Here is a 26,035-nt window from a genome sequence, read left to right as displayed (position 1 = left end):
ATGGCAAACGCTCAGGACGCGCTGGTACTGGCCGAGGGCCACGCCCCCGACTGGGCCTTCCATCTGGCCGACGGGCGGTGGACGCATTCCCCGCTGCTCTGGGCCTGGCTGGCTGCAGGGCTGCTGGCCGTGGCGTTGGTGTGGCTGCTGACGGCGGGCTGGCGGCCGGTGTGGCGTTCGCTGCTGCGCTCCGGTCTGATCGCGGCGCTGTTCTCGCCGGCCATCGTCGCCTGCGAGAGCATCTCCATCATGCCTTTTCCCATCCTGCTCAAGCTGGCCCTGCAGAACCGCGAGGCGCTCAGCTGTGGCGCGCCGCTGGTGGCACTGCCACCCAATGCCATGACCTTCGGCGGCCTGTGGCTGGTGCTGTTCCTGGCGTTCTGGGTCTGGCAGTGGTTCCGGCAGCCGCCGGCAGCAGGGCGCTAGGAGCAGGGCGCTAGGAGCAGGGCGTCAGGGCGTTTGCCCTGTGCACTTTGCGTAGCCATCAGCATCCAGCGCTTGCCGGCTGGCACCATCTTCACCAGCTCATTGTCGCCAGCGCAGCAGCCGCAGCCCGTTGAACACCACGATCAGGCTGGCCCCCATATCGGCAAACACCGCCATCCACATGCTGGCATGGCCCATCAGCGCCAGCACGAACACCACGAACTTGATGCCCAGGGCCAGCGCAATGTTCTGCCACAGCACTTCATGCGTGTAGCGTGACAGGCGGATCGCCTCAGGCACGCGGCGCAGGTCGTCGTTCATCACCACCACGTCGGCGGCTTCCATGGCGATATCGGTACCGGCACCGCCCATGGCAATCCCCATGTCGGCACTGGCCAGCGCCGGTGCATCGTTGATGCCATCGCCCACCATGGCGGTCGGGCCGTGACTGCGCTGCAGGCTGCGGATGGCCTCCAGCTTGTGCTCCGGCAGCAGATTGCCACGCGCCTGCGCCAGGCCGGCCTGATGCGCAATGGCATCGGCCGTCACCTGGTGGTCGCCACTCAGCATCACGGTATGCAGGCCGAGCCCTTGCAGCTCGCCCACGGCCTGTGCGGCCTGCGCCCGCAATTGGTCGGCCACCGCAAACAGCGCCAGCACCTGATGCCTGTTGGCCAGCAGCGTCACGGTGCGGCCCTCGGCCAGCTGGTGCGTCACGGCCTGCTGCACCACGGCATCCATGCCGCCATGCTGCTGCTCGATCCAGCCGGACTGTCCCAGCAGCAGCGCCTCTCCCTCTGGCTGCTGCGCCTGCACCCCATGGCCGGGCACGGTATGGATCTGCTGAAGCACGCCGGGATAACGATGCGCCCCCCGTGCCAGCAAGCCGCTTGCGATCGCACGCGACACCGGATGGTCGGATTCGCCCGCAAGCGCCAGGGCGAGTGCGCGCACTTCGCTTTCACGCTCGGGCGCCACAAACCACTCGCTATGGATCAGCTGCGGACGGCCATGCGTCAGCGTGCCGGTCTTGTCCAGCGCCACGGCCTTCAGCAGCCGAGCCTGCTCCAGATGGATGCCCCCCTTGAACAGCAAACCGCGGCGGGCACCCGCCGTCAGCGCACTCACGATGGTCACCGGCGTCGCGATCACCAGTGCGCAGGGGCAGCCGATCACCAGCAGCACCAGGGCCTTGTAAATGGCATCCAGCCAGCTCCAGCCCATCAGCAGCGGGCCGCCCAGCGCCACCGCCACGGCCAGCGCAAAGATCAGCGGCGTATAGACCGCCGCGAAGCGATCGACGAAGCCTTGCGTAGGTGCCCGCGTGTGCTGCGCTTCTTCCACGGCATGGATGATGCGCGCCAGCGTCGTATTGCCGGCCGTCGAAGTACTGCGCATCTGCAGCACGCCGGTGCCGTTGATGGTGCCGGCAAACACGGTATCCCCGGTGCCCTTGTCCACCGGAATGCTCTCGCCCGTCACCGAAGACTGGTCGATGGCACTGTTCCCCGCAGTGATCACGCCATCGAGCGCAATGCGCTCGCCAGCCTTCACGCGCAGCACTGCACCCGGCTGGATCTGCGCTACCGGCAGCGTCAGCCATTGGCCATCCGCCTGCAGCACATCGGCCTGTTCAGGAGCCAGTTCCAGCAATTGCCCGATGGCATTGCGCGCACGCGCGGCCGAGCGTGCCTCCAGCAGCTCGGCGATGGCATACAGCGCCATCACCATCGCCGCCTCGGGCCACTGCCCGATCAGGAAGGCCCCGGTCACGGCCACCGTCATCAGCGCATTGATGCTGAGCCGGCCATGGCGCAGTGCTGCCAGCCCTTTCTGGTAGGTGGAAAAACCCGACAGGGCAATGGCCGCCACTGCCAGGCCCATGCCGGCATAGCGCGCCATCGGCATGTCTTCTCCCCACAGATGCAGCAGCTCGGCGGCGATGGCCAGCGCCAGCGCAAGGCCGAGTTTCCACACGCTGTCACCTGCATTCCCATGGACATGGTCGTGCTCGTCATGATCGCTGTCGCAACTCTGGCAGGAGGCCTCTGCCGTCACGGAGCCCGCTGCGGGCGTCGCGGCAAGCGGCACCGGATTGAAGCCGGCCTTGCGGATGGCGGCCAGCGCCTGTTCAAGCACCGGGGCATCGGCATCGATCAGCAGCTGGCGCTGACCGAGGCGGAATTGCAGGCTGCGGATGCCGTCCAGCCTGGCCAGCGCACGGCGGATTTCGCCTTCCTCGGTGGCGCAGTCCATATTGGCGATGCGCACCCAGGTGCCGGAGCTGCCAGCAGGCAGGGGCGCGGATTCTTCACGGGGGGCAGCACAACTGGAGCCGCAGCACGTCGTGGCAGCGGGAGCTGCCGATTCCGGCGTGCAGCATCCCGTGGTCGCGCCAGCCGCGGGCGCCGGTCCACAGCACGAAGCAGGCGACTCATCATGTCCGGACGCAGCACAGCACGCGTCCCGGGAGGAGGGGTTGGATTGCATGGCGCCATTATCCGGCGCCCCCGGGCGCAATTCCAGAGCAGGCATGCGGTAACCCCAGAGCCACTGGTGCTTCGCGTGCCCGCGGCGGGCGTCAGCCCGCCAGCACCGCCTTCACCGCTGCAGACACCTGACCCATGTCCGCCTTGCCGGCCAGCTGTGCCTTGGCTGCGCCCATGATCTTGCCCATGTCCGGCGCGCCCGGCTTGCGGCCCTGCTCGGCTTCGAACGCCGCGGCAATCGCCTGCACGGCAGCGGCAATCTCGGCCTCGCCCATGCGCTCCGGCAGGTACACCTGCAACACGGCCATTTCGGCCTTTTCCTTGTCGGCCAGATCCTGGCGGCCGGCCTGCTCGAAAGCGGTGATGCTGTCCTTGCGCTGCTTGATCAGCTTGTCCACCACGCCCACCACGGCAGCGTCGTCCAGCTCGATGCGCTCGTCCACCTCGCGCTGCTTGATGGCGGCTTGCAGCAGGCGGATGGTGCCCAGGCGCTCCATGTCCTTGGCGCGCATGGCGGTCTTCATGTCTTCGGTAATCTGTGCTTTGAGGGACATGGGAAATTTCCTTCGTGTATCGGGTGAAAGGGGAAACAAAAAACCCGCGTCGGCGTCCCGAGGCGGGTTTTGATCAGTGCCGAAGCTGCAGGATTAGTACAGTTTCTTGGGCAGCTGCATGGAGCGCACGCGCTTGTAGTGGCGCTTGACGGCAGCAGCTTTCTTGCGCTTGCGCTCGGCGGTGGGCTTCTCGTAGAACTCGCGGGCACGCAGGTCGGTCAGCAGGCCCAGTTTTTCGATGGTGCGCTTGAAGCGACGCAGGGCAACTTCAAAAGGCTCGTTTTCTTTTACGCGGATAGTGGTCATTAGCTAATGGTTTCCGAAAGATGCAGGAGTTTGCCGCAGGAAGATCGGGCCTGCGGGACAGCCCACAAAAAATGTCCCCGTCTACAGTTGATCAGGCCGACGGGGTTTGCCAGCAAGGCGATTATTTTAGCGAAAGAACCTACTGCCTGCAAGTGATTTTGCAGGTGCCAAGCGTGGCGTTGTCTCAAGGCGACGGCAACGGCAGGCAGGCCTTGTTCACAGCGCGCCTGCCCGGTACCGTCCTGCGTGCTCCCCGTATATCGGGCGCACGCAGGAGCGCATGCATATCCCCGGACCGGATTACGGCGTGATGGCGATCTTCAGCACGCCATCGCGCTGGTTTGCAAACAGGTCATAGGCCGCTACGATGTCATCGAGCTTGTACTGGTGCGTCACCAGCACCCCCAGGTCCACGCGTTCCGAGGCCACCACGTTCATCAGCCGGCGCATGCGTTCCTTGCCGCCCGGGCACAGCGCGGTGTTGATGCGGTGGTCACCCAGGCCGGCGCCAAAGGCATCCAGCGGAATCTTCAGGTCGGTCGAATACACGCCGAGGCTCGACAGCGTGCCGCCCGGCCGCAGGCAGCGGAAAGCCGATTCGAAGGTGGCCTGCGTGCCCAGCGCCTCGATGGCACCATCCACGCCCTTGCCGCCGGTCAGCTTCATCACTTCGCTCACCACATCCACGTTCTTGAAGTTCAGCGTGACGTCGGCGCCCATCTTCTTCGATACGGCCAGACGCTCGTCGTTGCCATCCACAGCGATGATGGTGGTGGCCCCCAGCAGCTTCGCGCCCGCCGTGGCGCACAGGCCGATCGGCCCCTGGGCAAACACGATCACGGTATCGCCGATGCGGATATTGGCATTCTCGGCGCCCTTGAAACCGGTGGACATGATGTCCGGGCACATCAGCACCTGTTCGTCGGTCAGGCCGTCCGGAATCGGCGCCAGGTTGCCTTCGGCATCCGGCACCAGCACGTACTCGGCCTGGGTGCCGTCGATCAGGTTGCCGAAGCGCCAGCCGGCCGTCAGCTTGTAGCCATGGCAGCCGCAACGCCCGCTCGGAATCAGATAACTGCCATCCTGCGACGGCGCACCATCCTGTGCGGCGTAGGAGTTGAAGTTCGGGCAGATGGCTCCGGCAATCACGCGCTGGCCTTCCTGGTAACCCTTGACGGCGCTGCCCAGTTTCTCGATCACGCCCACCGGCTCATGGCCCACCGTCAGGCCTTTCTCCACCGGGTACTCGCCCTTGAGGATGTGCACGTCCGTGCCGCAGATGGTGGTGGTGGTGATGCGGATCAGCGCATCGTTGGGTCCGACGTCGGGAATCGGCTTGTCGGCAAGCTCGATACGTCCGGGCTCGACAAAGACAGCGGCTCTCATCATGGCAGGCATGGCAACTCTCCTCACTCAGGGATGAAGACGAAGAACGGCTGCCATGGTCATCCCCCCACGGCGGCCGAGCGTACGCGGATGACTTGCTTGAACCATTCTAGGAGCGTGATGCGAGCGTTTGATGTCCTGCGGAGGAAACAGGGTGTTTCTTTGCCTCAGGACAAACCCCAGGCTTACGTGGAACTTTCAATTCGCTGTCGATCGTTTCAATCTGGCTGCAGCGCTCCCTCTGGGGCTTGAATAATGTATTACGGATGCCGGTTTTCACCATCGTTTCATGGTCATTGGTGCTATTCTTCGAAATTCCGGGAAAAGCTGGCGACCCCGTTTCTGGGAGGGGTCCTGCGCCAGCTTTGTGCGCCCGCCCGCATATCCAGCGCCAGCCTCGTCGAAGTCCTGCGAAGGAAGGCCCTGCCGCCGTTTTTCTTTTCGTTACTGGAGTCCTCTGATGTCCACATCCGCCACCGGGCTGAATCTCAACGTCCCCGACTATGTCAAGCACCCGCGCCTCGTCGCCTGGGTGTCCGAAATGGCCGCACTGTGCAAGCCCGCGCAAGTGGTCTGGTGCGACGGCAGTCAGGAAGAATACGACCGCCTGTGCCAGCAGCTGGTGGATGCCGGCACCTTCAAGAAGCTGAACCCGGCCAAGCGCCCCGGCAGCTACCTGGCCTGGACCGACCCGTCCGACGTGGCCCGCGTGGAAGACCGCACCTACATCTGCAGCGCGAACAAGGAGGACGCCGGCCCGACCAACAACTGGATGGACCCGGCCGAGATGCGCGCCACGCTCAACCCGCTGTTCGACGGCTGCATGCAGGGCCGCACCATGTACGTGGTGCCCTTCAGCATGGGCCCGCTGGGCAGCCACATCGCGCACATCGGTGTCGAGCTGACGGACAGCGCCTACGTGGTGGTCAACCAGAAGCTGATGACGCGCATGGGCAAGGCCGTGTTCGACGTGCTGGGCACCGATGGCGAATTCGTGCCCTGCATGCACACCGTGGGCGCGCCGCTGGCCGAGGGCGAGACGGACCAGACCAGCTGGCCATGCAACCCCACCGTCAAGTACATCGTGCACTACCCCGAAACGCGCGAAATCTGGTCCTACGGCTCCGGCTACGGCGGCAATGCGCTGCTGGGCAAGAAGTGCCTGGCGCTCCGCATCGCTTCCACCATGGGCCGTGACCAGGGCTGGCTGGCCGAGCACATGCTGATCCTGGGCGTGACCAACCCCGAGGGCAAGAAATACCACGTCGCCGCAGCCTTCCCGAGCGCCTGTGGCAAGACCAACTTCTCCATGCTGGTGCCGCCGGCCGGCTTCGAAGGCTGGAAAGTCACCACCATCGGTGACGATATCGCCTGGATCAAGCCGCATGACGACGGCAACCTGTACGCCATCAACCCCGAAGCCGGCTATTTCGGCGTGGCTCCGGGTACCAACCTGCACACCAACCCCAACTGCATGAAGAGCCTGTACAAGGACGTCATCTTCACCAACGTCGCGCTGACCGACGATGGCGACGTGTGGTGGGAAGGCATGGAAAAGGATGTCGGCGGCGAGCTGCCGGCCCATCTGGTCGACTGGCAGGGCAAGGACTGGACGCCGGAAGACGGCAAGGCCGGCCGCAAGGCTGCCCACCCCAACGCCCGCTTCACCATTGCGGCCACCAACAACCCGGCGCTGGACGCCCAGTGGGACGACGCCAACGGCGTGGCCATCGACGCCATGGTGTTCGGCGGCCGCCGCTCCACCACCGTGCCGCTGGTGACCGAGGCGCGCAGCTGGTCCGAAGGCGTCTACATGGCTGCCACCATGGGCTCCGAAACCACGGCTGCCGCCTTTGGCGCCCAGGGCGTGGTGCGCCGCGATCCCTTCGCCATGCTGCCGTTCTGCGGCTACAACATGAGCGACTATTTCCAGCACTGGCTCGACATGGAAAAGAAGCTGGAAGAGAAGGGTCACACGCTGCCCCCGATCTTCTGCGTCAACTGGTTCCGCAAGGATGCCGACGGCAAGTTCGTCTGGCCGGGCTACGGCGAAAACATGCGTGTGCTGAAGTGGATGATCGACCGCATCGAAGGCAAGGCCGAGGGCGAGGAAACCATGTTCGGTATCGCTCCGGCCTACGGCGAACTGAACTGGACCGGCCTGGATTTCAGCCCAGAGCAGTTCAAGACCGTGACCAGCATCGACAAGGCGGCCTGGGAAGAAGAGTTCAAGTCCCACGAAGAGCACTTCGAAAAGCTCAAGCACAATCTGCCGAAGGAGCTGGTCGAGACCAAGGCTCTGCTGGAAAAGCGTCTGGCCGAGGTGTGATCGCGCAATGAGGGTGGATTTGCGGCTGTTGTCCTGAGCAGCCGGACTTCCCTCTGAAGTCGCGGTAACTGACTTCGGATTGCCTCATAAAAAAATGGACTGGCACTTGCGGGCGCCAGTCCTTTTGCATTTTGGCCAGATGCGTTCCTCTTCAACCGGCCAGCGCCTCCGCGCATGCATGGGCACTGGCCCAGGCCCACTGGAAGTTGTAGCCACCCAGCCAGCCCGTCACATCCACGGCTTCGCCGATGACGTACAGGCCGGGCTGGCGCGTTTCCATGGTCTGCGATGACACATCGCGCGTATCGATGCCGCCCAGCGTCACTTCCGCCTTGGCATAGCCTTCGCTGCCGCTGGGCGTGATTTCCCACTGCTGCAGGCTCTGGCACAGTTGCTGCAGCGCCTTGTCCGCCGTCGCGGCCAATGGGCGCTGGCAGCCCGGATGGCCTGCCAGCCAGTGGTCCAGCAGACGGGATGGCAGGTAGTTGCCCACCTCATTGGCCACCAGCTTGCGTGATCCGCGTGCCTTGGCCGCGCGCAACTGTTCCAGCAGCGGGGCACGTTGCGGGGCATCGGGCAGGGGGCTGTCTGCATCGGGGATCAGGTTGATCTGCAGCGGCTGGCCGTCAAGCCAGTAGCTGGAAATCTGCAGGATGGCCGGACCGCTCAGGCCGCGATGGGTGAACAGCAGATCCTCGCTGAAGCGCACCCGCTGCTTGCGCTTGCCCTGCGCGACTTCCACACTGATTTCCACCGGCAGCGACACCCCGGCCAGCGCGGCAAAAGGCTGCCACTGCCTGGCATCAAAAGTGAGTGGCACCAGTCCGGGCCGCGGCGCCACGGTGCGCAGGCCGAATTGCTCCGCCAGCCGCCACGCCAGGTCAGTCGCGCCAATCTTCGGGATCGACAAGCCGCCGCAAGCCAGCACCATCCTGGCGGCACGTACCTCGCCCCGTGCAGTCTGCAGCACATAATCGCCGGCTTCGCCATCATGGGCTACGGATTCCACAGCGCAGGGCTGCCAGCGCGTCACGCCACCTGCATCGCACTCCCGCACCAGCATGTCGATGATGTCGCCTGCCGAGCGGTCGCAGAACAGCTGCCCCTTGTGCTTCTCGTGAAAGGCAATGCCATGTTTCTGCACCAGCGCGATGAAATCCTGCGCGGTGTAGCGCGACAGGGCGCTGCGGCAGAAATGCGGGTTCTGGCTCAGGTAGTTGGCGGGGCCGGCCTGCACATTGGTGAAGTTGCAGCGTCCGCCCCCGCTGATGCGGATTTTCTCGGCCAGTCTGGCGGCGTGGTCCAGCAGCAGCAGCTTCACGCCGCGCTGGCCAGCCTGCGCGGCGCAGAACAGCCCGGCAGCGCCGGCGCCGATGACCACGGCATCGAAACGGGCCGCGCTCATGATTCGACCTTTGCCACCAGATCCAGCACCGCCTGCACCTGCCGCGCAATCGGCTCGGGAACCGGCAAGGCGCCCGCGAGCACATCGGCGCTATAGCGCGCCGTCGCGGCAGCATCCGTCCCCTCCGGTATCCCGGGCAATTCCGTCAGGCTGCCCGTCTGCGCTTCAACCAGCCGCACCGGCTCGCCACGTACATAACCATCCATCTGGCGCACCCTGCGCGCATCTGCCACCACCTCGCCCTCGGTGCCACGCAGCAGCAGGGCGTTGCCCTGCATCAGTCCGATCACCTCCGCCATCGACACCGCATACTCCGGATGCGTGTAGGCCCCGATCACCAGGCTGCGCTGCTGCAGCGGCGTGCCGTGCAGCGGATTCATCAGCTTGACCAGGCTGTGCGCCGAATTGCGCAGCCCGATGCGACGGCGCGCATCCAGCACGCGGGCCAGTCCAGGGCTGAGCGCAGCCGTGTCCAGCCAGAGCGGATCGCTGTCCTGCACCGGCAGCAGCGGCCGCAAGGCCTGCAGCACTTCGGGCACGGTCACGCGCCCGTCCTCGGTCGGATGGCCGTGCATCAGCACGCGCAGCCCTTCCCGTGCCAGCAGCCAGGCCAGCATCGGCGTGAGCAGTGGCAGCTTGCGCGCCCCGTTGTAGCTGGGAATGACCACCGCGAAGCGGCTGTCGTCCGCCAGTTCCGGCAGGTGCAGATCGCAATGGGTGGCATCCAGAAATCCCGCCATCTCTTCCCGCGTCTCGCCCTTGATCCGCATCGCCAGCAGAAACGCCCCCATGGCCATCTCGTCAGGCTGGCCTTGCAACAGCAACTGCCAGGCGTCACTCGCCTCTTCGCGTGTCAGCGGCCGCGCGCCTTCCTTGCCGCGTCCGACGCCTTTCAGATAGGGAATCAGGGTTTCATGCATGGTGGTATTGTCAGGGAAGAAATGCCGCTCTCGCGCTCAACCCAACTCGCGGCACAATGGCGGTCTGATGCAAAACTCTTCTAACCTACCTACCCTGGTTCTCGGCATCGAGTCCTCCTGCGATGAAACCGGTGTCGCTCTGGTCGAAACCGGGGGCCCCGGCACGGCACCGCGCCTCCTGTCCCATGCGCTGCACAGCCAGATCGACATGCACCGCGCCTATGGCGGCGTGGTACCGGAGCTGGCCAGCCGCGACCATATCCGCCGTGTCATTCCGCTGGCGCGCCAGGTGCTGGAGCAGGGCGGGCGCACGCTGCAGCAGCTCGACGTCATCGCCTACACCCAGGGGCCCGGGTTGGCCGGGGCACTGCTGGTGGGGGCAGGCGTCGCCTGCAGCCTGGCTGCCGCGCTGGACAAGCCGGTGCTGCCCGTCCATCACCTGGAAGGCCATCTGCTCTCTCCCTTCCTCAGCGCCGACCCGCCCGAGTTTCCCTTTGTCGCGCTGCTGGTTTCCGGTGGCCATACCCAGCTGATGCAGGTCGATGGCGTCGGCTGTTACACTCTGCTGGGCGAAACCATCGACGACGCGGCGGGCGAGGCTTTCGACAAGTCGGCCAAGCTGATGGGGCTGGGCTACCCTGGTGGCCCGGCCCTGTCGCGCCTGGCCACCTTCGGCGATCCGAAGGCATACAAGCTACCCCGCCCGCTGCTGCACAGCGGTGATCTGGATTTTTCGTTCGCGGGCCTCAAGACCGCGGTGCTGACCCAGGTCAAAAAGCTGGAAGGGCAGCCCTGCGACCAGGTGCTGGCTGACCTCGCTGCAAGCACCCAGGCTGCCATCGTCGAAGTGCTGGTCAGAAAATCGCTCAAGGCGCTGGATACGACAGGCCTGAAGCGGCTCGTGGTGGCTGGCGGGGTAGGGGCCAATGCCTCCCTGCGGGAAGAACTCAACGCCGCCTGTGCCAGACGCGGGGTGCGCGTACATTACCCGGAACTGCACCTGTGCACCGATAACGGTGCCATGATTGCCTTGGCCGGCGCCATGCGGCTGCAGGCCGGGATGGCGCAAGCGCGCAAGGAGTACGCCTTCGACGTCCGTCCGCGCTGGGATCTGCAGCAACTCGACGCCTGACCCGGCCTTCGGGCAGGGGCGAATCTGGCTGCCTAGCTGGCAAACCCCAGGCAGGCACCCGCATTGGGCCGGCCGCGGCATTCCCGTTTCAGACGACGCTCCCGCTTGGCCGTGCTTTCCTCATTGCCGCGCAGCACGAGCACACGCGTGCGCGACATGGCTCGCGCTGCGGAGGCGGCGCTGCTTGCCGCGGGAGTGGCGGCAAGCGCTGACGGAGGATCGGCAGCCGGGGCCGGGAAAGCCGGGGCGGGGATCGACAGGGCGAAAACGGCGAGGGCAGCAAAACAGGAGAGGGGGTTGTGGTAGGCGCTGGGCATGGCAATATTGAGTATTTTAGTATTATTCTATCTGCGGTTTCCGCCCGTGATCGCACCCACTAGCCAGCCCGACAAGTCCCCGCTATAATCACCCGGTTCTGTTCCATACTGGCATGCCAGTTCGGCGGAGCGCACGCTGCGGGTAGTCCGGCCTGCAGCGCAAGTCAAATACCTTCAAGGAAATACCAAAATGGTCGATAAAGTTGCCGTTATCAAGGATAACGCCCGCGCCGCCAATGACACTGGCAGCCCCGAAGTACAAGTTGCGCTGCTGACCGCACGCATCAACGAACTCACCCCGCACTTCAAGACGCACGCCAAGGACCACCACGGCCGTCGCGGCCTGCTGCGCATGGTGAGCCGCCGCCGCAAGCTGCTGGACTACCTGAAGTCCAAGGACGCTGACCGCTACCTGGCCCTGATCGCCAAGCTGGGTCTGCGCAAGTAAGCAGGCATCGCATGCAGAACGCCTGAGAGAATCCTTCCCTCAGGCGTTTTTGTTTTTCAACCCGGAGATATTGCGCGCGAAGCTGTGTCATTCCATCAACATCCTGCGCCGGGCAGGGTCCTGCTGGAATGGCATCGTGTGCTGCAAGAAGCTCCATCCCGGAGATAACCATGTCCATTTTCAACAAAGTCACCAAGACCTTCCAGTGGGGCCAGCACACCGTCACCCTCGAAACCGGTGAAATCGCCCGCCAGGCCGCCGGCGCCGTGCTCGTCAACATCGACGACACCGTCGTGCTCGCCACCGTGGCTGCTTCCAAGAGCGCCAAGCCCGGCCAGGACTTCTTCCCCCTGACCGTCGACTACATCGAGAAAACCTACGCCGCCGGCAAGATCCCCGGCAGCTTCTTCAAGCGCGAAGCCAAGCCCTCCGAACTCGAAACCCTCACCAGCCGCCTGATCGACCGTCCGATCCGCCCGCTGTTCCCCGAAGGTTTCTACAACGAAGTGCATGTGGTCGTGCACACCGTGTCCCTGAATCCTGAAGTCGATGCCGACATCGCCGCCATGCTCGGCGTGAGCGCGGCCCTGGCCATTTCCGGCATCCCGTTCAATGGCCCGATCGGTGCTGCCCGTGTCGGCTACATCAACGGCGAATACGTGCTCAACCCGGGCCAGACCCAGCGCAAGGACAGCCAGATGGACCTGGTCGTCGCCGGCACCGAAGCTGCCGTGCTGATGGTCGAATCCGAAGCACAGCAGCTGTCGGAGGAAATCATGCTGGGCGGCGTGGTGTTCGGCCACGAGCAGGGCCAGATCGCGATCAACGCCATCCATGAGCTGGTGCGCGACGCGGGCAAGCCGGTGTGGGACTGGCAGCCCGAAGCCAAGGACGAGGAATTCATCGCCAAGGTCAACGGCCTGGCTGAAGACAAGCTGCGCGCTGCCTACCAGATCCGCAGCAAGCAGGCGCGCACCCAGGCCTGCCGCGAAGCCTATGCTGCCGTCAAGGCCGAACTGACCGAGCAGGGCGTCGAGTTCGATCCGGTCAAGGTCGACAACCTGCTGTTCGATGCCGAAGCCCGCATCGTGCGCAGCCAGATCCTGTCCGGCGAGCCGCGCATCGACGGCCGTGACACCCGCACCGTGCGCCCGATCGAGATCCGCAACGGCGTGCTGCCCCGCACCCACGGTTCCGCACTCTTCACGCGTGGCGAAACACAGGCGCTGGTGGTGTCCACGCTGGGTACCGAGCGCGATGCCCAGCGCATCGACGCGCTGGCCGGCGAATACGAAGACCGCTTCCTGCTGCACTACAACATGCCTCCCTTCGCCACCGGTGAAGTGGGCCGCATGGGCTCCACCAAGCGCCGCGAAGTGGGCCACGGCCGTCTGGCCAAGCGTGCCCTGGCCGCCGTGCTGCCGAGCAAGGACGAATTCCCCTACACCATCCGCGTGGTGTCCGAGATCACCGAATCCAACGGTTCCTCCTCCATGGCTTCCGTCTGCGGCGGCTGCCTGTCCATGATGGACGCTGGCGTGCCGCTGAAGGCGCACGTGGCCGGTATCGCCATGGGCCTGATCAAGGAAGACAACCGTTTCGCCGTGCTGACCGACATCCTGGGCGATGAAGATCACCTGGGCGACATGGACTTCAAAGTGGCCGGTACTGCCGACGGCATCACCGCCCTGCAGATGGACATCAAGATCCAGGGCATCACCAAGGAAATCATGCAGGTCGCCCTGGCCCAGGCCAAGGAAGCGCGCATGCACATCCTGGGCAAGATGCAGGATGCCATGGGCGAGGCCAAGGCCGAGGTGTCGGCCTATGCTCCGCGCCTGTTCACCATGAAGATCAACCCCGAGAAGATCCGCGACGTGATCGGCAAGGGCGGCGCCACCATCCGTGCGCTGACGGAAGAAACCGGCACCCAGATAGACATCGCCGAAGACGGCACCATCACCATCGCCAGCAACGACAACGCCAAGGCCGAGGAAGCCAAGCGCCGCATCGAAGAGATCACGGCCGAAGTGGAAGTGGGCAAGATCTACGAAGGTCCGGTCGTCAAGATGCTGGATTTTGGCGCGCTGATCAACGTGCTGCCGGGCAAGGATGGCCTGCTGCACATCAGCCAGATCGCGCACGAGCGCGTCGAGAAGGTGTCCGATTACCTGAGCGAAGGCCAGATCGTCAAGGTCAAGGCCCTGGAAACCGACGACAAGGGCCGCATCAAGCTGTCCATAAAGGCGCTGCTGGACCGTCCTGAGCGCGGTGACCGCCCGGAGCGCGCCGAACGCGGCGACCGTGGCGAGCGCAACGGCAACGGCCGTTCCTCTGCCGAGCAGCAGCAACAACAGCAGCAGTAAGCGGGGCAGGGCAGTCATGCAAGCCATTGCCATCGAGGCCTACGGCGCGCCGGAAATGCTCAAGCCCGTCACCTGCGCCGATCCGGTCGCGGGTGCGGGCGAGGTGCTGATCCGCGTGGCGGCGTCGGGCGTCAACCGTCCCGACGTGCTGCAGCGCAAGGGCCACTACCCGGTGCCGCCGGGCGCTTCCGAACTGCCCGGCCTGGAGGTTGCCGGCGAGATCGTCGCCGGCGATGCCGACGCCATGGCGCAGGCTGGCCTGAAACTGGGCGACAAGGTGTGTGCGCTGGTCGCCGGCGGCGGCTACGCCGAGCTGTGCGTGGCCCCCGCAGCCCAGTGCCTGCCGGTTCCGGCCGGACTTGACATGGTGCAGGCCGCCAGCCTGCCCGAAACCTTCTTCACCGTCTGGAGCAATGTCTTCGACCGCGCCAGACTGCAGCCGGGAGAAACCCTGCTGGTGCAAGGCGGCAGCAGCGGCATCGGCGTCACCGCCATCCAGATGGCCAAGGCGCTGGGCGCCGCGGTCATTGTTACCGCCGGCAGCGACGACAAGTGCGAGGCCTGCGTCAAGCTCGGCGCCGACCACGCCATCAACTACAAGACCCACGATTTCGTCGAGGAGGCCAAGCGCCTGACCGATGGCAAAGGTGTGGATGTGGTGCTGGACATGGTTGCCGGCGACTATATCGCCCGTGAAGTGGAGTGCCTCGCAGACGATGGCCGCATCGTCATCATCGCCATCCAGGGTGGCGTCAAGTCGGGCTTCAATGCGGGGCAGGTGCTGCGCCGCCGTCTGACCATCACCGGCTCGACGCTGCGTCCGCGCCCGGTGGCCTTCAAGGCCGCCATCGCCCGCGCGCTGCGCGAGAAGGTCTGGCCACTGGTGGAAAACGGCGCCATCGCGCCGGTTATCTACCGCACCTTTCCGGCCGCCCAGGCCGCCGAGGCGCACGCCTTGATGGAAAGCAACCAACACATTGGCAAAATCGTATTGACCTGGTAACGGAGGCACACAATGAAAAAACTGATCGCTGGCAACTGGAAAATGAACGCCAGTCTGGCAGGCAACGAAACGCTGATCAACGAGCTGCGCGCCGGCATCGGCGCTCCGGCGTGCGATGTGGCCATCTGCGTGCCCAGCCCGTACTTCCAGCAAGTCCAGGGCCTGCTGGCGGGTCAGGACGCCATTGTCATGGGGTCGCAGAACGTTTCCTCGCACGAATCCGGCGCCTATACCGGTGACGTGTCTGCCGCCATGCTGAAGGAGTTCGGCATCCGCTACGCCATCGTCGGCCACAGCGAGCGCCGCCTGCACCAGGCCGAGAGCGACACCCATGTCGCCATCAAGGCCGAGCGTGCCCTCGAGGCCGGTATCACTCCCATCGTCTGCGTCGGTGAAACCCTGCGCGAGCGCGAGGAGGGCATGACCGAATTCATCGTCAAGCGCCAGCTTGCGGCCGTGATCCACCTGGTGGGGCATTGCATCAGCGAGATCGTGGTAGCTTACGAGCCGGTCTGGGCCATCGGTACCGGCAAGACGGCCACTCCCGAGCAGGCGCAGGAAGTGCACGCGGTACTGCGTACACAGCTGCGTGCGGCAACCGAGCATGCAGACAAGATCCGCCTGTTGTACGGCGGCAGCATGAACGCCAGCAACGCGGCTGCGCTGTTGGCGCAACCCGACATCGATGGCGGCCTGATTGGCGGCGCTTCCCTGAAGGCGGCCGATTTCCTGGCCATCATTGCGGCAGCGCAATAAAATAACGGGCTTTGCGGCAGTACGCTGCCGCTTCCCACATTCCTCTGGCAAGAACACAATGACTTTTCTTCTCAACCTCCTGCTGGTCGTGCAGGTGCTGTCGGCACTGGCGATGATCGGCCTGATCCTGGTTCAGCATGGCAAGGGTGCGGACATGGGTGCCGCATTCGGCAGTGGGGCCTCCGGCAGCCTGTTCGGCGCCTCCGGCAGTGCCAACTTCCTGTCGCGCACCACCGCCGTGCTGGCCACGATTTTCTTCGTTGCCACGCTGGTTCTCGCGTACTTCGGCAACCTGCGCAACACCGGCGGCTCCGGTAGCGTGCTCAGCGGCATGGTCGCTCCCGCCGCCGTGACCGCACCGGCCTCAGCCCCTGCGTCTGATGCAGCCCCTGCAACCGGTCCTTCCGCACTGATTCCCGGACAGCAGCCGGCCGCCGCCGTGGCGCCCGCAAGCGTTGCTGTTCCCGCTTCCCAGCCTGCCCCGGTAGCCCCCGCCGCAGCCGCTTCCCGCTAAGCGAAAAGCCGGGCGTGCAATGCGTCCGGCGGGCACAAAAAACCTGTGTTGTAAGCGTCGACTAAGTTGTTTATGGTTACAATGCAGGGCTGATCCGGAGTGCTAAGAAATAGTCTCAGCCGGCTCCGGGCGAGACACGATTGCCGTCGTGGTGGAATTGGTAGACACGCTATCTTGAGGGGGTAGTGGCGAAAGCTGTGCGAGTTCGAGTCTCGCCGACGGCACCAGAAACATCTTTGGCTCTGCGCCAAAATTTACAAACGTAACAAAGATGGATCTTGCACTTTATCTCCCCGTTCTCCTGTTCATCCTGGTCGGCCTGGTTGCCGGTGCAGTGACCCTGGGTCTTGGTTCGGCACTCGGCCCGAACCGTCCTGATCCCGCCAAGAACTCCCCCTACGAATGCGGCTTCGAGGCCTTTGAAGACGCGCGCATGAAGTTCGATGTGCGCTACTACCTCGTTGCCATCCTGTTCATTCTTTTCGACCTGGAAGTCGCCTTCCTGTTCCCCTGGGCGGCCGCCTACAAGCAGCTGGGTCCCGTGGCTTTCTGGTCCGTCATGATTTTCCTGGGCATCCTCGTCGTGGGTTTCATCTACGAATGGAAAAAAGGCGCCCTGGATTGGGAATAAGCACAAGTTCCTGATACCGGGAGCGTGCATGCCGCGCTCCTGCGGGAATTGATTGGAGAGTTGCATGTCGCTTGAAGGTGTATTCAAAGAAGGCTTCATCACCACCAGCTACGACGCGGTGGCGAACTGGGCCAAAACCGGTTCCGTCTGGCCCATGACCTTCGGTCTGGCCTGCTGCGCCGTCGAGATGATGCACGCCGCTGCCGCGCGCTACGACTTGGCGCGTTTCGGTGCCGAGGTATTCCGCGCCAGTCCCCGCCAGTCCGACCTGATGATCGTGGCTGGCACGCTGTGCAACAAGATGGCGCCGGCCCTGCGCAAGGTCTATGACCAGATGGCCGAGCCGCGCTGGGTGATTTCCATGGGTTCCTGCGCCAACGGCGGTGGCTATTACCACTACAGCTACTCGGTGGTGCGTGGCTGCGATCGCGTGGTGCCGGTCGACGTCTACGTCCCGGGCTGCCCGCCCACGGCCGAGGCGCTGATTTACGGCATCATGCAGCTGCAGCAGAAGATCCGCCGTACCAACACCATTGCCCGCGCCTGATCCGGAGACCCCATGACTGCCTACGCTGTTGATATTCAGGAGCTGGCCAACACCGTGTCTGCGGTGCTGGGTGACAAGCTCAAGCATTCTGTGATTGACCGTGGCGAGCTGACCGTCGAGGTTGGCGCCGCCGACTACGTCGACGCCTGCCGTCTGCTGCGCGATTCCGCCGGCTGCAAGTTCGAGATCATGATCGATCTGTGCGGTGTCGACTATTCCGACTACAAGCAGCAGGTCTGGGAGCGCGAGCGCTTCTGCGTCGTGGTGCACCTACTGTCCGTGTCGCTGAACCAGCGCCTGCGCCTGAAGGTGTTCGCTCCCGATGACGACTTCCCCGTGGTTGCCTCCATCAATGACATCTGGAACTCCGCCAACTGGTTCGAGCGCGAAGCCTTCGACCTGTTCGGCATCGTGTTCGAGGGTCACCCCGACCTGCGCCGTATCCTGACCGACTACGGCTTCATCGGCCATCCCTTCCGCAAGGACTTCCCGCTCTCCGGTCATGTCGAGATGCGCTACGACCCCGAGCAGAAGCGTGTGGTGTACGAACCCGTCTCCATCGAGCCGCGCGAAATCACGCCGCGCATCATCCGTGAAGACAACTATGGAGGCTTGCACTGATCGCTCAGGCGACAGGGGTTTGATCTATGGCTGAAATCAAGAACTACACGCTCAACTTTGGTCCGCAGCACCCGGCAGCGCACGGCGTGCTGCGCCTCGTGCTGGAGCTCGATGGCGAGGTGGTGCAGCGCGCCGACCCGCACATCGGCCTGCTGCACCGTGCCACCGAAAAGCTGGCCGAGCACAAGACCTATATCCAGGCGCTGCCCTACATGGACCGCCTGGACTACATGTCCATGATGTGCAACGAGCACGCCTACTGCCTGGCCGTCGAGCGGCTGCTGGGCATCGAGGTGCCGATCCGTGCGCAATACATCCGCGTGATGTTCTCGGAAATCACGCGCCTGCTCAACCACCTGTTGTGGCTGGGCTCGCACGGCAACGACTGTGGCAGCTCCACCATCCTGATCTACACCTTCCGCGAGCGGGAGGACCTGCTGGACATGTACGAGGCCGTCTCCGGCGCACGCATGCACGCAGCCTACTTCCGTCCGGGTGGCGTCTATCGCGACCTGCCCGACACCATGGCCCAGCATGCCCCAAGCAAGCTGCGCAACAGCAAGGCCATGGAAAAGCTCAACGCCGCCCGCCAGGGTTCGCTGCTCGATTTCATCGACGATTTCACCCAGCGTTTCCCCAAGTGCGTGGACGAGTACGAGACCTTGCTCACCAACAACCGCATCTGGAAGCAGCGTACGGTCAGCATCGGCGTGCTGTCTCCCGAGCGCGCGCTCAATCTGGGCATGAGCGGCCCCATGCTGCGCGGATCCGGCATCGCCTGGGACCTGCGCAAGACGCAACCCTACGATGCCTACGACAAGGTCGAGTTCGACGTGCCGGTCGGTGTCACCGGTGACAGCTACGACCGCTACCTGTGCCGTGTGCAGGAAATGCGCGAGTCCAACCGCATCATCAAACAGTGCGTGGACTGGCTGCGTGCCAACCCCGGCCCTGTCATCACCGACAACAACAAGGTGGCACCGCCCTCGCGTGAAGGCATGAAGACCAACATGGAGGACCTGATCCACCACTTCAAGCTGTTCACCGAAGGCTTCCACGTGCCCGAGGGCGAGGTCTATGCCGCTGTCGAGCACCCGAAAGGCGAGTTCGGCATCTACATGGTGAGCGACGGAGCCAACAAGCCCTACCGCATGAAGATCCGTCCGCCGGGATACGTGCACCTGGCTGCGCTGGATGAGCTGTCCAAGGGCCACATGCTGGCCGACGCCGTGGCCATCATTGGCACGCTGGACATTGTGTTTGGAGAGATTGACCGATGATTTCTGAAGCAACCAAAGCCCGTTTCGCCAAGGAAGTGGCGAAATACCCGGCCGAGCACAAGCAGTCGGCGGTCATGGCTTGCCTGTCCATCGTCCAGCAGGAGCAGGGCTGGGTATCGCCCGAAAGCGAGAAGGAGATTGCCGACTATCTGGAGATGCCTCCGATGGCCGTGCACGAAGTCACCACCTTCTACAACATGTACAACCAGCAGCCGGTGGGCAAGTTCAAGCTCGCCGTCTGCACCAACCTGCCGTGCCAGCTGCGTGACGGCGGCAAGGCGCTGCAGTTCCTCGAGGAGAAGCTGGGCATCCACGCCGGCGAAACCACCGCCGACGGCATGTTCACGCTGCAGCAGTGCGAATGCCTGGGCGCCTGCGCCGATGCGCCGGTGATGCTGGTCAACGACCGCACCATGTGCAGCTACATGTCTGTCGAACGCATGACGGCACTGGTCGAAGGCCTGAAGTCCGCGGAGGGCAAATGATGTCGGTAGCGAACGTTCTCGCGCAATTTGCGTCTTCCGGCAATGAAACCTGCTTTCATGGCCGTCACATCGATCCGCAGATCTACAAGGATCTGAACGGCAGCAACTGGAGCCTCAAGGATTACGAGGCGCGCGGCGGTTACAAGGCGCTGCGCAAGATTCTGGGCAAGGATGGCGGCGAAGCCATGACCCAGGACCAGGTGATCTCCACCGTCAAGGAATCCGCGCTGCGCGGTCGTGGCGGTGCCGGTTTCCCGTCCGGCCTGAAGTGGAGCTTCATGCCGCGCCAGTTCCCTGGCCAGAAATTCCTGGTCTGCAACTCCGACGAGGGTGAGCCCGGTACCTGCAAGGACCGCGACATCCTGATGTTCAACCCGCACATCGTGATCGAGGGCATGGCCATCGCGGCCTATGCCATGGGCATCAGCGTGGGCTACAACTACATCCACGGCGAAATCTTCGAGGTGTACGAACGCTTCGAAGCGGCGCTGGAAGAGGCACGTGCCGCCGGCTATCTGGGCGACAGGATCATGGGCAGCGACTTCAGCTTCCAGCTGCATGCCCATCATGGTTTCGGCGCCTACATCTGCGGCGAGGAAACCGCGCTGCTCGAATCGCTGGAAGGCAAGAAGGGCCAGCCGCGCTTCAAGCCGCCGTTCCCGGCCAGTTTCGGCCTGTACGGCAAGCCCACCACCATCAACAACACCGAGACCTTCGCAGCCGTTCCGTGGATCATCATGAACGGGGGCCAGGCGTATCTCGAGTGTGGCAAGCCGAACAATGGCGGCACCAAGATCTTCTCGGTCTCCGGTGACGTGAACCTGCCCGGCAACTACGAAATTCCCATGGGCACGCCGTTCTCCAAGCTGCTCGAGCTGGCGGGCGGTGTCCGCACCGGCCGCAAGCTCAAGGCGGTGATCCCGGGTGGTTCCTCCTCCCCGGTGCTGCCGGCCGACATCATCATGGAATGCACGATGGACTACGACTCCATCGCCAAGGCCGGCTCCATGCTGGGCTCCGGCGCCGTGATCGTGATGGATGACAGCCGCTGCATGGTCAAGTCGCTGCAGCGCCTGAGCTACTTCTACATGCACGAATCCTGCGGCCAGTGCACGCCCTGCCGCGAAGGAACGGGCTGGCTGTGGCGCATGGTCGACCGCATCGAGAAAGGGCAGGGCCGTCCGCAGGACATGGACGTGCTCGACTCCGTCGCCGCCAACATCCAGGGCCGCACCATCTGTGCCCTGGGCGATGCCGCCGCCATGCCTGTGCGCGCCATGCTCAAGCATTTCCGTGACGAATTTGCATACCACGTAGAGCATAAGACCTGCATGGTGCCTGCATACATTTGACAAGTGGATCACCATGGTTGAAATCGAACTGGACGGTAAAAAGGTCGAGGTTGCCGAAGGCAGCATGCTGATGCATGCAGCCGAGCAGGCCGGAACCTATATTCCGCATTTTTGCTACCACAAGAAGCTGAGCATCGCGGCCAACTGCCGCATGTGCCTGGTGGACGTCGAGAAGATGCCCAAGCCGGTTCCGGCTTGCGCTACGCCGGTGGCCCAGGGCATGGTGGTTCACACCAAGAGCGACAAGGCCATCAAGGCCCAGCAGTCCGTGATGGAATTCCTGCTGATCAACCACCCGCTGGATTGCCCGATCTGCGACCAGGGCGGTGAGTGCCAGTTGCAGGATCTGGCGGTCGGTTACGGCTCCAGCGGCTCCCGCTACGAGGAAGAGAAGCGCGTGGTCGTGCCCAAGGATGTCGGTCCGCTGATCTCCATGGAGGAGATGACGCGCTGCATCCAGTGCACGCGCTGCGTGCGCTTCGGTCAGGAAATCGCCGGCCAGATGGAGCTCGGCATGTCCAACCGCGGCGAGCACTCCGAGATCGAGACCTTCGTTGGTGCCACGGTCGATTCCGAACTGTCCGGCAACATGATCGACATCTGCCCGGTGGGCGCGCTCACCAGCAAGCCGTTCCGCTACAGCGCCCGCACCTGGGAAATGGGCCGCCGCAAGTCGGTCGCTCCGCATGACTCCACCGGTGCCAACCTGATCGTGCAGGTCAAGAACCACCGCGTGATGCGCGTGGTGCCGCTCGAGAATGAAGCCGTCAACGAATGCTGGATTGCCGACCGCGACCGTTTCAGCTACGAAGCGCTCAACGGCACCGACCGCCTGACCGCTCCCATGATCAAGCAGGGTGGCAGCTGGAAGGAAGTCGACTGGCAGACCGCCCTCGAATATGTGGCCAACGGCCTCAAGCAGATCCGGGACGAGCACGGCGCTTCCAGCATCGGCGCCCTGGTCAGCCCGCACAGCACGCTGGAAGAACTGGCGCTGGCCGGTGAACTGGTGCGCGGCCTCGGCAGCGACAACATCGACTACCGCCTGCGCAACGCCGAGTTTGCCACCGGCAGCGAGATTCGCTGGCTGGGCATGCCCATCGCAGCGCTGAGCAAGCTGCAGCGTGTACTCGTCGTTGGCAGCAATCTGCGCAAGGATCATCCGCTGTTCGCGCAGCGCATCCGCCAGGCCAGCCGCCACGGCGCCCAGGTGTCCGCGCTGGTCGAGCAGCGCCAGGACTGGGCGATGAAGATGCACACGGTACTCGAAGCCGACGCTACCGAGTGGACGCAGTCCCTGGCAGACATCGCTGCCGCCGTGGCCGAGCAGAAGGGCGTCACTGCGCCTGCACAAGGCCAGGCCACGGAGGCCGCCAAGGCCATCGCGGCCTCCCTGCTGGGTGGCGAGCGCAAGGCCGTGCTGCTGGGCAATGCCGCAGCACACCACGAGCAGGCCAGCAGCCTGCTGGCCTTGGCGCAGTGGATTGCAACCGAAACCGGCGCCAGCTGGGGTTACCTGACCGAAGCGGCCAACACCGTGGGCGCCCAGCTGGCTGGTGCACGTCCCAGGTCCGGTGGCCTGAATGCCGGCGCCATGACCGAGGGCGGCGCGCTCAAGGCGGCCCTGCTGTTCAACGTCGAGCCCGAGTTCGACTGTGCCGCCGGCAGTGCTGCCGTCGCCAGCCTGAACCAGGCGCAGATGGTGGTCACCTTCAGCCCGTTCAAGACCAATCTGGCCTTCAGCGACGTGCTGCTGCCGATCAGCCCCTTCACCGAGACGTCCGGCACCTTCATCAACGCCGAAGGCCGCGCCCAGAGCTTCCATGCCGTGGTGCGCCCGCTGGGTGACACCCGTCCGGGCTGGAAGGTGCTGCGCGTGCTGGGCAGCCTGCTGCAGCTCTCCGGCTTTGCTGCCGAGACCTCGCAGGAAGTCATGGCCACGCTGCCGCTGAACCGCAGTGGCGACAGCGCCACCGTCGACGCGGCGCGCCTGAACAACCGCACGGATGCTGCCATCGTGGTGGGCAAGGCCCGTACCAAGCCGGTGACGGCGAGCATCTATCAACTTGACAGCCTGGTGCGCCGTGCACCGTCGCTGCAGGCCACGGCCGATGCCCGTGCTGCCAATCCTAGCCAGGAGGTGAGCGCATGATTGACGCACTGAACGCTGCCGGCCAGGGCCTGATCGAGGCTGCCTGGTGGGCGAATATCGCATGGCCGGTGATCTGGGCGCTGCTCAAGATCGTCGTGCTGGTCCTGCCGTTGCTGATTGCCGTTGCCTACCTGACCTACTGGGAACGCCGCCTGCTGGGCTTCATGCAGGTGCGTCACGGTCCCAACCGCGTCGGCCCGCTCGGCCTGCTGCAGCCCATGGCCGACGGCCTCAAGCTGCTGACCAAGGAAGTGATCCGTCCGGATCGTGCCAACCCTGCGGTCTACTATCTCGGCCCGATCATGGCCTTCATGCCGGCGCTGGCTGCCTGGGTGGTGATTCCCTTCGGCCCCGAAGTGGCTCTGGCCAACATCAACGCCGGCCTGCTGCTGGTGATGACCATCACTTCCGTGGAAGTCTACGGCGTGATCATGGCCGGCTGGGCGTCCAACTCCAAGTACCCGTTCCTGGGTGCGCTGCGTGCTTCCGCACAGATGGTGTCGTACGAAATCGCCATGGGCTTCTGCCTGGTGGTGGTGCTGATGATCACCGGCAGCATGAACATGAGCGACATCGTGACCGAGCAGGCCAAGGGCATGTTCGCCGACAAGGGCATGAACCTGCTGTCCTGGAACTGGCTGCCGCTGCTGCCGATCTTCATGGTCTACCTGATCTCGGGTGTCGCAGAAACCAACCGTCACCCCTTCGACGTGGTGGAAGGCGAGGCCGAGATCGTGGCCGGCCACATGGTCGAGTACTCCGGCATGGGCTTTGCCATCTTCTTCCTGGCCGAATACGCGAACATGATCCTGTTCTCGGTGCTGGCCGTGGTCATGTTCCTCGGCGGCTGGCTGCCTCCGTTCGAATTCCTCAGCTTCATCCCCGGCTGGATCTGGCTGGGCCTGAAGACCTTCGTGGTCGTGAGCATGTTCATCTGGATTCGTGCCACGTTCCCGCGCTATCGCTATGACCAGATCATGCGTCTGGGCTGGAAGATCTTCATTCCCGTGACACTGATCTGGCTGATCGTGATCGCTGTGTGGATGCAAACCTCCTGGAACATCTGGAAGTGAGCAAGGGTAGAGAAATGTCAACTGTAACCACCAAGCCGGAATCCGGGTTCTCCCTCAAGGATTTCCTGAACAGCTTCATGCTGACGGAGCTGTTCAGGGGCATGGCACTGACCGGACGCTACGCCTTCAAGGGCAAGTTCACTGTGCAGTACCCCGAAGAGAAGACGCCGCTGAGTCCGCGTTTCCGCGGCCTGCATGCGCTGCGCCGTTACGAGAACGGCGAAGAGCGCTGCATCGCCTGCAAGCTGTGCGAGGCCGTGTGCCCCGCCATGGCCATCACCATCGAGTCCGAGCAGCGCGAAGACGGCAGCCGCCGCACCACGCGCTACGACATCGACTTCACCAAGTGCATTTACTGCGGTTTCTGCGAAGAGAGCTGCCCGGTGGATTCCATCGTCGAGACGCAGATCTTCGAATACCACGGAGAGAAGCGGGGCGACCTGTATTTCACCAAGGACATGCTGCTGGCGGTGGGTGACAAGTACGAAGCGCAGATCGCGGCCACCAAGGCAGCCGATGCGCCTTACCGCTGATCCCGGCCAGGCCTAGAACACAACAGGACTCTCCCATGGACGTCAAAACAGGTCTCTTCTACGTATTTTCAGCGGTGCTGGTCTTTGCAGCATTCCGCGTGGTCACCGTGCGCAACCCGGTCTATGCCGTGCTGTACCTGGTGCTGTCGTTCTTCCAGGCATCCGCCATCTGGATGCTGCTGAAGGCCGAATTCCTTTCCATTACCCTGGTGCTGGTGTATGTCGGCGCCGTCATGGTGCTGTTCCTGTTCGTCGTGATGATGCTGGACATCGATGTCGAGACGCTCAAGCGTGGCTTCTGGAAGAACTTCCCGATGGCTGCGGTGATTGCCGTCTTCATCATCGTGCAGATGGCTGCCGTGCTGATGAGCAACTTCACCGAAACCGAGGCGCTGCCGATGCGTGGCATGGACGGTGCTGTGCTGGCGCCCAACGCATCCAACACGACCGAGCTGGGCAAGCTGCTGTACACGCACTACCTGTACCCGCTGGAGATCGCTGCGGTGCTGCTGCTGGTGGCCATGATCAGCGCGATTGCCCTGACCATGCGGAAGCGCAAGGACAGCAAGTTCCAGTCGCCGGCCGAACAGGTCCGCGTGCGTCCGCAGGACCGCATGCGCATCGTCAAGATGGACATCACCAAGCCGGCACCGGTGGCTGCCGATCCGGCCGCCGATGCAGAGGAGAAGAAGGCATGACACTCACCATTGGCCATTACCTGACCCTGGGAGGCATCCTGTTCGCCCTGTCGGTCATCGGCATCTTCCTGAACCGCAAGAACCTGATCGTGCTGCTGATGGCCGTCGAGCTGATGCTGCTGGCCGTCAACATGAACTTCGTTGCGTTCTCCCACTTCTGGGGTGACCTGTCCGGACAGATCTTCGTGTTCTTCATCCTGACCGTTGCGGCTGCAGAGTCGGCCATCGGGCTCGCGATTCTCGTGCTGCTGTTCCGCACACGCGACAGTCTCGATGTGGAAGAACTCAACACCTTGAAGGGGTAACAGAAAA

25 protein-coding genes and 1 tRNA gene are annotated in these 26,035 nt (G+C 63.9%); 20 read left to right on the top strand and 6 right to left on the bottom strand.

Annotation, left to right across the window (positions count from 1 at the left end):
- Complete coding sequence (locus ACX36O_RS09055) at nt 1-426, top strand: hypothetical protein (RefSeq protein ID WP_213361146.1); 426 nt, start codon at nt 1-3, stop codon at nt 424-426.
- Nucleotides 427-525: 99 nt separating this feature from the next.
- On the opposite strand, the gene ACX36O_RS09050 is transcribed toward ACX36O_RS09055, so the two are convergent.
- The 4 genes from ACX36O_RS09050 to ACX36O_RS09035 all read right to left on the bottom strand — a co-directional run bounded on the left by ACX36O_RS09050 (nt 526) and on the right by ACX36O_RS09035 (nt 5,173).
- Entirely contained in the window at nt 526-2,682 is a 2,157-nt protein-coding gene (locus tag ACX36O_RS09050; RefSeq protein WP_488360235.1) for a heavy metal translocating P-type ATPase, read from the bottom strand.
- 325 nt (nt 2,683-3,007) lie between these two features.
- Nucleotides 3,008-3,469: a GatB/YqeY domain-containing protein gene (locus ACX36O_RS09045; protein WP_213361144.1), complete on the bottom strand. Its 462-nt coding sequence runs from the start codon at nt 3,467-3,469 to the stop codon at nt 3,008-3,010.
- A gap of 93 nt (nt 3,470-3,562) precedes the next feature.
- Nucleotides 3,563-3,775: a 30S ribosomal protein S21 gene (rpsU, locus tag ACX36O_RS09040; RefSeq protein WP_091813978.1), complete on the bottom strand. Its 213-nt coding sequence runs from the start codon at nt 3,773-3,775 to the stop codon at nt 3,563-3,565.
- A 300-nt stretch (nt 3,776-4,075) separates the two neighbouring features.
- On the bottom strand, nt 4,076-5,173 hold the full coding sequence (locus ACX36O_RS09035; RefSeq protein WP_213361143.1) for an NAD(P)-dependent alcohol dehydrogenase: 1,098 nt from the start codon (nt 5,171-5,173) through the stop codon (nt 4,076-4,078).
- Nucleotides 5,174-5,621: 448 nt separating this feature from the next.
- Between ACX36O_RS09035 and ACX36O_RS09030 the strand changes: the two genes are divergently transcribed.
- Nucleotides 5,622-7,490: a phosphoenolpyruvate carboxykinase (GTP) gene (locus tag ACX36O_RS09030; RefSeq protein WP_213361142.1), complete on the top strand. Its 1,869-nt coding sequence runs from the start codon at nt 5,622-5,624 to the stop codon at nt 7,488-7,490.
- A gap of 151 nt (nt 7,491-7,641) precedes the next feature.
- Here the strand turns inward: ACX36O_RS09030 and ACX36O_RS09025 are convergent, their stop codons facing one another.
- Both ACX36O_RS09025 and ybiB read right to left on the bottom strand, forming a co-directional pair.
- Complete coding sequence (locus ACX36O_RS09025) at nt 7,642-8,895, bottom strand: BaiN/RdsA family NAD(P)/FAD-dependent oxidoreductase (RefSeq protein WP_371686872.1); 1,254 nt, start codon at nt 8,893-8,895, stop codon at nt 7,642-7,644.
- Complete coding sequence (ybiB, locus tag ACX36O_RS09020) at nt 8,892-9,815, bottom strand: DNA-binding protein YbiB (protein WP_213361140.1); 924 nt, start codon at nt 9,813-9,815, stop codon at nt 8,892-8,894. Before ybiB ends, ACX36O_RS09025 begins: the two co-directional genes overlap by 4 nt.
- A gap of 67 nt (nt 9,816-9,882) precedes the next feature.
- Here ybiB and tsaD point away from each other — a divergent pair, with 67 nt between their 5' ends.
- The 18 genes from tsaD (at nt 9,883) to nuoK (ending at nt 26,028) form a co-directional block, all read left to right on the top strand.
- On the top strand, nt 9,883-10,947 hold the full coding sequence (tsaD, locus tag ACX36O_RS09015) for a tRNA (adenosine(37)-N6)-threonylcarbamoyltransferase complex transferase subunit TsaD (RefSeq protein ID WP_371686873.1): 1,065 nt from the start codon (nt 9,883-9,885) through the stop codon (nt 10,945-10,947).
- 507 nt (nt 10,948-11,454) lie between these two features.
- Complete coding sequence (gene rpsO / locus ACX36O_RS09010; RefSeq protein ID WP_091813995.1) at nt 11,455-11,712, top strand: 30S ribosomal protein S15; 258 nt, start codon at nt 11,455-11,457, stop codon at nt 11,710-11,712.
- A 170-nt stretch (nt 11,713-11,882) separates the two neighbouring features.
- Nucleotides 11,883-14,078 (top strand): polyribonucleotide nucleotidyltransferase, encoded by a 2,196-nt coding sequence (gene pnp / locus ACX36O_RS09005; protein ID WP_213361136.1) that lies wholly within the window; start codon nt 11,883-11,885, stop codon nt 14,076-14,078.
- 16 nt (nt 14,079-14,094) lie between these two features.
- Nucleotides 14,095-15,081, top strand: coding sequence for an NAD(P)H-quinone oxidoreductase (locus tag ACX36O_RS09000; protein WP_213361134.1), 987 nt, complete (start codon nt 14,095-14,097; stop codon nt 15,079-15,081).
- A gap of 12 nt (nt 15,082-15,093) precedes the next feature.
- On the top strand, nt 15,094-15,837 hold the full coding sequence (tpiA, locus tag ACX36O_RS08995; protein WP_213361132.1) for a triose-phosphate isomerase: 744 nt from the start codon (nt 15,094-15,096) through the stop codon (nt 15,835-15,837).
- 58 nt (nt 15,838-15,895) lie between these two features.
- The gene (gene secG, locus ACX36O_RS08990; RefSeq protein WP_213361130.1) at nt 15,896-16,351 is read left to right on the top strand and encodes a preprotein translocase subunit SecG; all 456 of its coding nucleotides are present in this window, start codon (nt 15,896-15,898) and stop codon (nt 16,349-16,351) included.
- Nucleotides 16,352-16,493: 142 nt separating this feature from the next.
- Nucleotides 16,494-16,578 (top strand) — tRNA-Leu (locus tag ACX36O_RS08985).
- Nucleotides 16,579-16,622: 44 nt separating this feature from the next.
- Nucleotides 16,623-16,982 carry an NADH-quinone oxidoreductase subunit A gene (locus ACX36O_RS08980; protein ID WP_213361128.1) on the top strand — a complete coding sequence of 120 codons (360 nt, stop codon included), beginning with the start codon at nt 16,623-16,625 and terminating at the stop codon, nt 16,980-16,982.
- A gap of 64 nt (nt 16,983-17,046) precedes the next feature.
- A complete protein-coding gene (locus ACX36O_RS08975) occupies nt 17,047-17,529 on the top strand; it encodes a NuoB/complex I 20 kDa subunit family protein (protein ID WP_091814011.1) in 483 nt (160 codons plus the stop codon).
- Between the two features lie 12 nt (nt 17,530-17,541).
- Nucleotides 17,542-18,150, top strand: coding sequence for an NADH-quinone oxidoreductase subunit C (locus tag ACX36O_RS08970; RefSeq protein WP_213361126.1), 609 nt, complete (start codon nt 17,542-17,544; stop codon nt 18,148-18,150).
- 26 nt (nt 18,151-18,176) lie between these two features.
- The gene (locus ACX36O_RS08965) at nt 18,177-19,430 is read left to right on the top strand and encodes an NADH-quinone oxidoreductase subunit D (protein ID WP_371686874.1); all 1,254 of its coding nucleotides are present in this window, start codon (nt 18,177-18,179) and stop codon (nt 19,428-19,430) included.
- The gene (gene nuoE, locus ACX36O_RS08960; RefSeq protein WP_213361122.1) at nt 19,427-19,915 is read left to right on the top strand and encodes an NADH-quinone oxidoreductase subunit NuoE; all 489 of its coding nucleotides are present in this window, start codon (nt 19,427-19,429) and stop codon (nt 19,913-19,915) included. Before ACX36O_RS08965 ends, nuoE begins: the two co-directional genes overlap by 4 nt.
- Nucleotides 19,912-21,267 (top strand): NADH-quinone oxidoreductase subunit NuoF, encoded by a 1,356-nt coding sequence (gene nuoF, locus ACX36O_RS08955; RefSeq protein WP_213361120.1) that lies wholly within the window; start codon nt 19,912-19,914, stop codon nt 21,265-21,267. The genes nuoE and nuoF overlap by 4 nt, the downstream gene beginning before the upstream one ends.
- A 13-nt stretch (nt 21,268-21,280) precedes the next feature.
- Nucleotides 21,281-23,419, top strand: a complete 2,139-nt coding sequence (gene nuoG, locus ACX36O_RS08950; RefSeq protein WP_213361119.1) for an NADH-quinone oxidoreductase subunit NuoG — start codon at nt 21,281-21,283, stop codon at nt 23,417-23,419.
- Entirely contained in the window at nt 23,416-24,492 is a 1,077-nt protein-coding gene (nuoH, locus tag ACX36O_RS08945; protein ID WP_213361118.1) for an NADH-quinone oxidoreductase subunit NuoH, read from the top strand. Before nuoG ends, nuoH begins: the two co-directional genes overlap by 4 nt.
- A 14-nt stretch (nt 24,493-24,506) precedes the next feature.
- The gene (gene nuoI / locus ACX36O_RS08940; protein WP_091814028.1) at nt 24,507-25,025 is read left to right on the top strand and encodes an NADH-quinone oxidoreductase subunit NuoI; all 519 of its coding nucleotides are present in this window, start codon (nt 24,507-24,509) and stop codon (nt 25,023-25,025) included.
- Between the two features lie 35 nt (nt 25,026-25,060).
- On the top strand, nt 25,061-25,723 hold the full coding sequence (locus ACX36O_RS08935; RefSeq protein ID WP_091814031.1) for an NADH-quinone oxidoreductase subunit J: 663 nt from the start codon (nt 25,061-25,063) through the stop codon (nt 25,721-25,723).
- Nucleotides 25,720-26,028, top strand: a complete 309-nt coding sequence (gene nuoK / locus ACX36O_RS08930) for an NADH-quinone oxidoreductase subunit NuoK (RefSeq protein WP_091814033.1) — start codon at nt 25,720-25,722, stop codon at nt 26,026-26,028. The genes ACX36O_RS08935 and nuoK overlap by 4 nt, the downstream gene beginning before the upstream one ends.
- The last annotated feature ends 7 nt before the right edge of the window (nt 26,029-26,035 follow it).

Source organism: Brachymonas sp. KE5, assembly GCF_057773645.1.
The sequence above is the reverse complement of the archived record's forward strand: the minus strand, read 5'-3'. Positions and strand labels throughout refer to the sequence as shown.

Bases quoted from the DNA above. Each gene is read 5' to 3' on its own strand.
- ACX36O_RS09055 (WP_213361146.1), top strand. From the start codon at position 1: ATGGCAAACGCTCAGGACGCGCTGGTACTGGCCGAGGGCCACGCCCCC.
- ACX36O_RS09050 (WP_488360235.1), bottom strand. From the start codon at position 2,682: ATGGACTGCGCCACCGAGGAAGGCGAAATCCGCCGTGCGCTGGCCAGG.
- ACX36O_RS09045 (WP_213361144.1), bottom strand. From the start codon at position 3,469: ATGTCCCTCAAAGCACAGATTACCGAAGACATGAAGACCGCCATGCGC.
- rpsU (WP_091813978.1), bottom strand. From the start codon at position 3,775: ATGACCACTATCCGCGTAAAAGAAAACGAGCCTTTTGAAGTTGCCCTG.
- ACX36O_RS09035 (WP_213361143.1), bottom strand. From the start codon at position 5,173: ATGCCTGCCATGATGAGAGCCGCTGTCTTTGTCGAGCCCGGACGTATC.
- ACX36O_RS09030 (WP_213361142.1), top strand. From the start codon at position 5,622: ATGTCCACATCCGCCACCGGGCTGAATCTCAACGTCCCCGACTATGTC.
- ACX36O_RS09025 (WP_371686872.1), bottom strand. From the start codon at position 8,895: ATGAGCGCGGCCCGTTTCGATGCCGTGGTCATCGGCGCCGGCGCTGCC.
- ybiB (WP_213361140.1), bottom strand. From the start codon at position 9,815: ATGCATGAAACCCTGATTCCCTATCTGAAAGGCGTCGGACGCGGCAAG.
- tsaD (WP_371686873.1), top strand. From the start codon at position 9,883: ATGCAAAACTCTTCTAACCTACCTACCCTGGTTCTCGGCATCGAGTCC.
- rpsO (WP_091813995.1), top strand. From the start codon at position 11,455: ATGGTCGATAAAGTTGCCGTTATCAAGGATAACGCCCGCGCCGCCAAT.
- pnp (WP_213361136.1), top strand. From the start codon at position 11,883: ATGTCCATTTTCAACAAAGTCACCAAGACCTTCCAGTGGGGCCAGCAC.
- ACX36O_RS09000 (WP_213361134.1), top strand. From the start codon at position 14,095: ATGCAAGCCATTGCCATCGAGGCCTACGGCGCGCCGGAAATGCTCAAG.
- tpiA (WP_213361132.1), top strand. From the start codon at position 15,094: ATGAAAAAACTGATCGCTGGCAACTGGAAAATGAACGCCAGTCTGGCA.
- secG (WP_213361130.1), top strand. From the start codon at position 15,896: ATGACTTTTCTTCTCAACCTCCTGCTGGTCGTGCAGGTGCTGTCGGCA.
- ACX36O_RS08980 (WP_213361128.1), top strand. From the start codon at position 16,623: ATGGATCTTGCACTTTATCTCCCCGTTCTCCTGTTCATCCTGGTCGGC.
- ACX36O_RS08975 (WP_091814011.1), top strand. From the start codon at position 17,047: ATGTCGCTTGAAGGTGTATTCAAAGAAGGCTTCATCACCACCAGCTAC.
- ACX36O_RS08970 (WP_213361126.1), top strand. From the start codon at position 17,542: ATGACTGCCTACGCTGTTGATATTCAGGAGCTGGCCAACACCGTGTCT.
- ACX36O_RS08965 (WP_371686874.1), top strand. From the start codon at position 18,177: ATGGCTGAAATCAAGAACTACACGCTCAACTTTGGTCCGCAGCACCCG.
- nuoE (WP_213361122.1), top strand. From the start codon at position 19,427: ATGATTTCTGAAGCAACCAAAGCCCGTTTCGCCAAGGAAGTGGCGAAA.
- nuoF (WP_213361120.1), top strand. From the start codon at position 19,912: ATGATGTCGGTAGCGAACGTTCTCGCGCAATTTGCGTCTTCCGGCAAT.
- nuoG (WP_213361119.1), top strand. From the start codon at position 21,281: ATGGTTGAAATCGAACTGGACGGTAAAAAGGTCGAGGTTGCCGAAGGC.
- nuoH (WP_213361118.1), top strand. From the start codon at position 23,416: ATGATTGACGCACTGAACGCTGCCGGCCAGGGCCTGATCGAGGCTGCC.
- nuoI (WP_091814028.1), top strand. From the start codon at position 24,507: ATGTCAACTGTAACCACCAAGCCGGAATCCGGGTTCTCCCTCAAGGAT.
- ACX36O_RS08935 (WP_091814031.1), top strand. From the start codon at position 25,061: ATGGACGTCAAAACAGGTCTCTTCTACGTATTTTCAGCGGTGCTGGTC.
- nuoK (WP_091814033.1), top strand. From the start codon at position 25,720: ATGACACTCACCATTGGCCATTACCTGACCCTGGGAGGCATCCTGTTC.